The sequence below is a fragment of the Thermodesulfobacterium thermophilum DSM 1276 genome (assembly GCF_000421605.1).
GTDB classification, from domain to species: Bacteria; Desulfobacterota; Thermodesulfobacteria; order Thermodesulfobacteriales; family Thermodesulfobacteriaceae; genus Thermodesulfobacterium; species Thermodesulfobacterium thermophilum.
In genome coordinates this window covers 48,971-57,756 of record NZ_ATXI01000013.1, presented here as the reverse complement: position 1 = coordinate 57,756, position 8,786 = coordinate 48,971, and the positions used below count along the sequence as shown (strand labels likewise).

Sequence of the window (8,786 nt, the reverse complement as noted above, 5' to 3'; positions counted from 1 at the left end):
TTAAAAATTTTAAGGAAAACTGGGGAGATAAGGTATACCCTTACTTTTGCTAACACCATCACCTATCAGGGTAAGCCAGCAGGTTTTGTGGTTTTGATAGACATTACCAGGCAGAAGAGGCTTGAAAACATAGTTTTGATGCTTAAAGAGGTTAACCAGACGATAACCAGTTCTCTAACTGAAGAGGAGGTTTTTGAGAAGATTTGTAAGAACCTGGTGGAGAAGATAGGGCTTAGGTTTGTTTGGGTAGGATTTCCGGATTGGGAGACACTACTTATCAAACCTAAGTATTACTATGGATATGAGGCAGGATATTTAGAAAAAATCAAAGTTTCTATAAGTGCAGAGGTACTTGAAGGAAGAGGACCTGTAGGCACCGCCCTCAGAGAGAATATGGTTACCATGATTTCTGACATAAGAACTGACCCTCGTTTTTATCCTTGGAGGGAAGAGGCTTTGAAGAGGCAGTATCTTTCAGTAGCAGGGATACCTATCTATAAAGATGGTAATCCCTATTGTGTGTTAGGGCTTTATGCCAAGGAGCCCAATTTTTTTACCGATGAGACCTTAGGGCTTTTAGAGGAGCTTAAAGGAGACATAGAGTTTGCGTTAAAGAGGATAGAGGAGATTAGAAACAATGTTATCATCTCTCAAGCTCTTCTTAAGTCTCCGGCAATTGTAATGATTTTAGATGAGAAAGGTAAGATAGTTTTCTGTAACGAGAACGTGTTGAGGGAATGTGGTAGGTCTTTTGATGAGATTGTTGGGCAATCTATAGAGATGTTTGGTTTTAAGTTATCGGATGGTTCTGATTTTTATCCTGTATTTTTGAAGTTTGTATCTCAAGAAGGAGATAAATTTGAGGATGTATTGTTTTGTCCTATAAGAAAAAGCTATATGGAGATGAAGATTTATCCCATAGAGGTTGGAGGAGGGGTAAGAAGGTTTATTTTTTTAGGTAGGGATGTTAGTGAGGAAAGGGGGTTGATAGCCAAGTTAGAGAAGGTTATGTTAGGGGATCTTTTGACAGGTCTTTTGAATGTTGAGGGTTTTGAGAAAGAGGTTAACAAGCTTTTAGGTGAAGTGGTTGAGGGGTGTTTAGTAGTTATAGACATATTTAATTTTACCTACATCAACCGGACTTATGGTTTTGAGGTAGGGAATAGGGTTTTAAAGGAGATTGGTAAGGTTTTACAGGGTATTTTCCCAGAAAGTAAGGATTTGATAGCTCGACTTGGGGCAGATGAGTTTGGATGTTTTCTGAGGAAGGAAGATTATGGAGATGTAAGGGGGTTGATAGATAGGCTTGGTTTGGTTAAGGAGATAAGGGTAGAGGTAGATGGGCAGGAGATAGTGGTTGCTACTAACGTAGGTATTAGTTATTATCCAGGAGACGGAAAAAGTGTAAGGGAGTTGTTGGAGAAGGCTTCATTGGCGTTAAGTGAGGCAAAGAGGGGAGGGGCAGGAGAGTTTAGGTTTTTTGCTTCACATATGGAGTTAAAAGCCCAGGAGATCATCTCTTTAGACCAATTGTTAGAGAAGGCTTTAGAGAACAGGTGGTTTGTGTTTTTTTATCAGCCATATTTTAGGGCAGAGGATTTGAGTTTGGCGGGGATAGAGGCATTGGTGAGGATAAAGGTGGATGGTAAGATTTATAATCCTTCGGAGTTTATAGACTATTTAGAGAGGAGCCGGTTTTTACCTAAGTTTGAGGAGTGGATGTTTGAGGATATATTGGAGAAGGCAAGGAGGTTTAGGGTTCCGATTTCAGTTAATGTATCAGGGAGGTCGTTTAGTAGGAAGGGGTTTGTTGAGAGGTTTTTGAATAAGTTTACTGGTAAAGGAGTGAATTTAGAGATAACGGAAAGGGTGTTTATAGAGGATGTGGGGTATGCAAGTGATGTGATAAGGAGGGTAAGGGGGAGAGGGATAAAGGTTTTTATAGATGATTTTGGGACAGGGTATTGTGCGTTAAGTTATTTAAGGGAATTGGCTGTTGATGTGATAAAGGTGGACAGGAGTTTTATCAAGGATGTGGTTGAGAACAGGAGGGATAGAGATTTGGTAGAGGTGATTGTGTTGCTGGCAAGAAGGTTAGGGATAGAGAGTTTAGCAGAGGGGGTTGAAACAGAGGAGCAGCTTGCTATAATAAGGGAGTTAGGTTTTAATTATGTGCAGGGGTTTTTGTTAGAGAGGCCGTTGCCAGAGGAGGAGCTTCTTTTAAAGTATCCAGAAATATTATCCAGAGATAGTTAGAAAGACATAATCACATTAACCTTGAATTTTCTGTTTTTTTAATTAAATTTTTAGCCAGTCTTTAACAGGTTTAAAGACTAAGATGAACTCTAAAGTGTTTTTATTTAAAAATTTAGAAAAAATTTTTAATAAAAATCAATTTAAACTGTCTTTAAATTCTGATAACATTGGTTTTTTGGCTTGTTTTGTAGCTGAGGCTATAAGAGGTCCTTTCCCTAAGGACCAGGTTGTTTGGGCTATTTTTCCAGAATTTAGTCAAGCAGAAGAGTTTTTTCAAGCCTTTAAAATTTTTTCTGAAGAAAAGATCGGATTATACCCGGAGATAGATTTACTTCCGTTTAAAGACACCTTGTCTTACTCTCAGGAAGAAACCGAAAGATTGGGGATTCTCTGGAACTTTAATCAATATAAAGTGATAGCAGGAGATGTTTGCAGTTTTTTAAAAAGAGTGGTTCCTAAGGAAGTGCTTAAAAAAGAGTATGTCTATCTTATCTTAGGAGAAAAGGTAGATAGAGAAGATCTTCTTTTACGGCTTTTAGACCTTGGATACGAAAGGGTAGGAGTTGTTAGGGAAAAAGGAACCTTTACGGTTAAAGGAGGTGTAGTTGATCTCTGGTCTTCTAACTATGAATATCCAGTAAGACTTGAGTTTTTTGGAGACCAGATAATAGCGTTAAAATATTTTAATCCCGAGACCCAAAAAAGCTTTTTAAACTTAGAAGAAGTAAGTATCATCCCTTGTAAAGAGGTTTTTTTGCCAGAAGACTTAAAATCACTTTATCAGAGAATTTTTAGTTTGAAAGGAAAGATACCAGAGGACTATCTGTCTAAGTTGCTAACCCAAATAGAGCAAAAAAGTTTTACCGAAAATCCCGAGTTTTTGTTGCCTATTTTTTATGCTCAACTATCTTCTTCTTTTGATTATTTAAAAAGAACACCCTGTTTTTTGGTATACGAACCGGAGTTAATAGAAAATAAGATAGAAAGTTTTTGGGAAAAGATTCGTATAAATGCCCTTAAAGCTAAGGAAAAGGGCAAATTTTTTTTTGAACCAGAGGATGTTTATTTAACTACTCAAGAATTTTTTAATTACCTGGAAAAAGGTAGTTTAATCAAGGCTGGCAAACTTTTTTGGGTTTCTTCTGTTAATGAAGAGACTTTAAGCCTTGAGGTAGGGCAAAAGGAAATAGGGATATTAGCTCCTAATGAAAGAATTGAGGCTGGTTTTAACCTTTTAAAGGCCTCTTTAGAAGAGGGAGATAGGGTTTGGTTGGTTGTAGGTGATTCTCAGATCTCTCAAACCATTTTAGAGGGGTTAAAGGTAAGAGGGGTAGAGGATCCTAAAGGGTTAGAGTTTAAACAGGGTTATTTAAAACGAGGATTTTATCTAAAAGACCAAAAGTTTTGGGTCACTTCAGAGGTTGAACTTTTTGGAAGAAGCTATTTTAAAGAAGGGAGTTCTAAGCAAGGTGTTAAAAGGGCCAAAGGTTATTTTAGGAAGTTTGAAGATTTAAAACCAGGAGACTTAGTGGTTCATAGGGTCTATGGTATAGGAAAATACTTAGGGCTAAAAATATTAAACATTGAGGATGTAGAAGGTGAGTTTTTAGAGATTGAATATGAGGGAGGAGATAAACTTTATTTGCCGGTATTTAGGTTAGACGAACTCTATCCTTATGTCAGTTTAACCGAAAAACCTCCTAAGTTAGACGCTTTAGGGAAGAAAGCCTTTCTAATAAAAAAGAAAAAAATAGAAAAAGAGCTTACCGAAGTAGTACAAGAACTGTTATCTCTTTATGCAGAAAGGAAGGCTTTAAAAAGCTATTCTATTCCTTTTCCTGCTTTAGCTTATGAAGAGTTTAGGGCCACCTTTCCTTATGAAGAAACTTCTGACCAGAAGATGGCTATAGAAGAGATTTTACAGGATCTTTGTAGTGATAAACCGATGGAGAGGCTTTTGGTAGGGGATGTGGGTTTTGGAAAGACAGAGGTAGCCTTGAGGGCTATTTTTGTTGCGGCTTATTCAGGAAAACAGGTAGCCTTTCTTGTTCCTACTACCATTTTAGCAGAGCAACATTATCGTAATTTTAAACCAAGGCTTGAACCTTTTGGGATAAAGGTTGGGGTTTTATCAAGGCTAAGAAGCGAAAAAGAACAAAAACAAACTTTAAAAGCTCTGGCTGAAGGTGAAATCAAGGTAGTTATAGGTACCCATAGACTACTTTCCCATGATGTAGAGTTTAAGGATTTAGGGCTTATAGTTATAGATGAAGAACACAAGTTTGGGGTAAGACAAAAAGAAAAATTAAAACAATTGAAGAAAAATGTAAAAGTTCTTTCTCTTTCAGCTACCCCCATACCAAGAAGTTTACAGTTAAGTTTACTTGGGGTTTTTGATCTTTCTGTGATTGAATCTCCTCCTGAAGGGAGAAAACCTATTAAAACTGTTCTGGCAAAATTTGACCCAGAGGTGATAAAATACGCGATAGAAAAAGAACTGGAAAGAGGGGGACAGATTTTTTTGGTAAACCCAAGGATACAAGGTCTAAGTTCTTTGGCCAACTATGTTAAAAAATTATGTCCAGGAGTTAAAGTAGAAATCATTCATGGACAGATGCCGTCAGAACTTATAGAGAAAAACCTTTATAAATTTTTAAACAAAGAGATAGACATGTTGGTTTGTACCCCTATCATAGGAAGTGGGATAGACATCCCTTCGGCTAATACTATCATCATCAACCGGGCTGACATGTTAGGGGTGGCTGACATTTATCAATTAAGGGGCAGAGTTGGACGTTCTCAAGAAACAGCCTATGCTTATCTACTTGTACCATCGTTAAAGAATCTTTCCGAAGACGCACAAAAAAGACTTAAAGCTTTGATGAAATTTACTGATTTAGGTGCAGGTTTTAAGTTAGCTTTGAGTGATTTGAAGATTAGAGGGGCAGGGGAGCTTTTGGGAATAAAACAAGCAGGACATATCAATACGGTAGGATATGAACTATATTTAGAGCTCCTTGAAAATACCATAAAAGCTTTAAAAGGGGAAGATATAGAAGACTGGGAGCCAGAGGTTAACCTAAAGGTGCCTGCCTTTATTCCTAAGGAGTATGTTCCTGAGACTGAAGAAAGATTGAGTTTATACAGAGAGTTGGTGGTAAATAAAACCAAAGAGGATTTGTTAGAGTTTATAGAGCTTTTAAGAGATAAATACGGAGAGATGCCTGAACCTGTAAAAAATTTAGTTAAAATCTATCTTTTAAAAATATACATGAAAGATTTAAAGATACCGTTAGTAGAGTTAAGAGGAAACGAACTAATTTTTCTGGTAAAAAAGAAGGAGATATTGCCTCGATTTAGAGTCCTTAATAAAAAAGGACTTTCTTTTTATACCAAACAAGATAAAAAGGGGACAAAAATTAGTTTTAAACTTCAAGGTAAAAACCCGATAGACCTTGCGGTTGAAGTTTTAGAAAGTTTAAACGAAGGTGGAAAAAGTTAGTAAAGATTTTATCTTTTTCCAAATTTCGTTTTTAAAAGAAAGTAGAAACATAAAATGGAAATAGGTTGAATTTTGTTCGTATCTAAGATTTCTAAGAGAAGAAAGCAATCCAAACTTGATTTTTTTTTCTTTTGAAGGTATTTCAAATTTTAAATAAAACATAAAAAGTTGGTCTAAATCTTCTTTAGAAAAGGATAATAATAAACTGGGGACCTTAACACAAGCCCCTCCACTACTTATGTCTACCAAAACTCCCATCAAGTTATTTTTAGAAATATAATTTTTAAATACAGGGTCAACGTTATTTTGATTATCTATAACCAGGTCATAAAAGTAGATTTCTTGTGTTTCCTCAAAAAATTTAATATCAAAGTTACTTTCTCTTATCAGGTAATAATCTGATTGCAAAAATTGATTACCTATATTTTTTTGCATTATAGACATAAAAACTGGAATGTTCCCGGATATTTTTATCCTTTCGTCATATCTTGGAGGTAAAATTTCGACCTCTAACCGATTGTTTTCTATTTTTTTGACAAGACATTGGAAAATATATCTTATTTGCCCTTCTTGGAGGATTATCAGTATTATTTTTCCTATCTCAAACTTTGAACTATCAAAGACTTGTATTTCGAGGCTGTTACCTGTTATAGGTTTTATGGTAAGATACTCTACTTTGTGTTGAGAATAAAGAAGAATAGCCTTTTTTAAATGAAAATCAAGATTTTGTTTAATATGTGTGGGAAGGTATTCTAAAGATCCTAAAGAAATGTTTCTTTGTAGTACACTTAAAGTAATTTTTTTTGAAAGTTCAACCCGTTCAAGCATAAGTCCTTAGTTTATAACTTTTTCTAACTTTGTGTACTTCAAATTGAGAAGAGTAGGGCCTTTTTGCGTAAAATTTACCCTAATTTTTTCTTCACTAAGGACCTCCATCACCTCTCCTAAACCAAAGTGAGGATGTTTTACCATATCTCCTACCCTAAAACGAATAAATTTTTCTGTAAAGCTGGTTTCACCTATTTTTTTACCGTTCCCCGAGTCTTTGGTATATCCTTTTTGGTCCTCTTTTTTGTGATAAACCCTTATCAATTTAGAGGGCAAATCTTTTACAAATTGAGAAACTCGAGCAAGGGTTTTTCCTTCTCCTCTTACGTATGTGGTTAGAGGGGAGATAAGAAATAGGTTTTCTCTTGCTCGGGTTACCGCTACATAGAAAAGTCTTCTTTCTTCCTCTAATTCTTCTTCGTTTTCTAAACTGTAAACCGAAGGGAACCTACCTTCTATAAGTGAAATAATAAAAACAGTATGCCATTCTAATCCTTTGGCGGAATGTACGGTAGAAAGGATTAAATGGTCGGTAAGACTATCAGTGTTTTTTTCTGCTATTTCTATAGGTTCTAACATTAAGTCTGTTAGAAATTCTTCTAAAGTATCGTATTTTTCTGAAAGGTCTATAAGGGCTTCTATGTCTCTTTCTCTTCGGTGATAATCCTCATAATATAATCTTTGGAACACAGGCTGATAAAACTCCCAAACCTTTAGTAAACACTGAGAAGGTTTTTCTTGAAATCCACTAACTCCAGTTATGAGAGAAATAAGATTTTTAAACTCTAAAAAAGAAAATTTATGCGTAAGTCTTTCTAAAGAAAAGAACAGGTTGTTAGAGGCTTGTTTGATAGCTTCCAATATCTTTTCTGCTGTTCTTGGTCCGATACCTTCAAGCAATAAAAGTACCCTGTTCCAAGACAAAAAGTCCTTAGGATTAACCAATATCCTTAAGATAGAAATGAAATCTTTTATATGAGCTGCCTCTAAAAGTTTTAGTCCTCCATATTTTATAAAAGGTATTCCTCTTTTAGCAAGTTCCATCTCTAAATCAAAGGAATGAGAAGCAGACCTAAAAAGCACTGCCATCTGTGAAAGTTTTATCCCTTTTTCTCTTAGTTCTAAAACTTTTTCTGCAACAAACCTGCTTGAATCTGCTTCATCTTCAGCAAAAAATAAAACAGGTTTTTCTCCGGTTTTTCTTAGAGTAAATAAAGTTTTGGTATATTTTAGTTTAGATTTAGCGATGATATGGTTGGCTAAGTCTAAGATAGGTTGTGTGCTTCGGTAGTTTTGTTCCAGTTTTATGATTCTAGTGTTAGGGAAAAGTTTAGGAAAATCAAAAATATTTCTATAATTAGCTCCTCTAAATCCATAAATACTTTGAGAATCATCCCCCACTACCATTACGTTTTGATGCTTTTCTCCCATATATCTGATGATCTCACCTTGAAGAGTATTGGTGTCTTGGTATTCATCTACCATGATAAACTCAAAACGTTTCCCTACTTCCTCTCTTACTTGAGGAAAGTTTTTAAGTATGGTAAGCCAATTTACTAAAAGGTCGTCGTAATCCATTAAATGATGTTCTTTTTTATAGTTTTGATATTCTATCAAAAGCCTTTCTATCTCGTAATAAAAATCTAAAAACTGGGGATAATGGTTTTTTAAAAGTTCTTCTAAGGTTTTTTGTTGGTTTATCATTTTACTGTAAATGTTGGCTAAAGTCTCTTTTTTAGGAAACCTTTTTTTGGCCTCAGCAAGTCCTAAGCTATTCCGCAAAAGATTTATCAAATCTTCAGAATCTCCTCTATCAATAATGGTAAAGTTAGAAGGATAACCCAGAAGATAGCCGTAAAACCTAAGCATGTATTGAGCTATAGAATGAAAAGTTCCTCCCATGATCTTATCACAGTCTATTTTTAAAAGAAGTCCAGCTCTTTGAATCATCTCTTTCGAAGCTCTTTTTGTAAAGGTTAATAGCAATATTTTTTCTGGAGGAACTCCTTGTGCTACTAAATAGGCCATCCTTGAGGTAAGAGTTTTAGTTTTTCCTGAACCTGCCCCAGCTATTACCAAAAGAGGACCATAAATTGTTTGGACTGCCTCAAGTTGGGCAGGATTTAAGTCTTTTAAAAAGTCTAATTGGGGTGTTTTTAACACTTTCATGGGTGTTATTATAACGCCTTCAAGAGGTTTT

Annotated in this window: 4 protein-coding genes; 2 read left to right on the top strand and 2 right to left on the bottom strand. The window is 35.4% G+C overall.

The features are described from left to right. Together H529_RS0107115 and mfd are read left to right on the top strand one after the other, a co-directional pair. The coding region (locus H529_RS0107115; RefSeq protein WP_022855835.1) for a sensor domain-containing phosphodiesterase at positions 1-2,256 on the top strand (2,256 nt) is incomplete at its 5' end. A gap of 82 nt (positions 2,257-2,338) precedes the next feature. Next, a complete protein-coding gene (gene mfd, locus H529_RS10510; RefSeq protein ID WP_022855834.1) occupies positions 2,339-5,758 on the top strand; it encodes a transcription-repair coupling factor in 3,420 nt (1,139 codons plus the stop codon). Here the strand turns inward: mfd and H529_RS0107105 are convergent. Beyond that, positions 5,735-6,586, bottom strand: coding sequence for a PilZ domain-containing protein (locus H529_RS0107105; protein ID WP_022855833.1), 852 nt, complete (start codon positions 6,584-6,586; stop codon positions 5,735-5,737). The genes mfd and H529_RS0107105 overlap by 24 nt on opposite strands. A 6-nt stretch (positions 6,587-6,592) precedes the next feature. Further along, positions 6,593-8,755 (bottom strand): ATP-dependent helicase, encoded by a 2,163-nt coding sequence (locus H529_RS10505; protein WP_022855832.1) that lies wholly within the window; start codon positions 8,753-8,755, stop codon positions 6,593-6,595. Positions 8,756-8,786: the final 31 nt, after the last annotated feature.

Coding starts and splice junctions, on each gene's coding strand:
- mfd (WP_022855834.1), top strand. CDS start 2,339: ATGAACTCTAAAGTGTTTTTATTTAAAAATTTAGAAAAAATTTTTAAT.
- H529_RS0107105 (WP_022855833.1), bottom strand. CDS start 6,586: ATGCTTGAACGGGTTGAACTTTCAAAAAAAATTACTTTAAGTGTACTA.
- H529_RS10505 (WP_022855832.1), bottom strand. CDS start 8,755: ATGAAAGTGTTAAAAACACCCCAATTAGACTTTTTAAAAGACTTAAAT.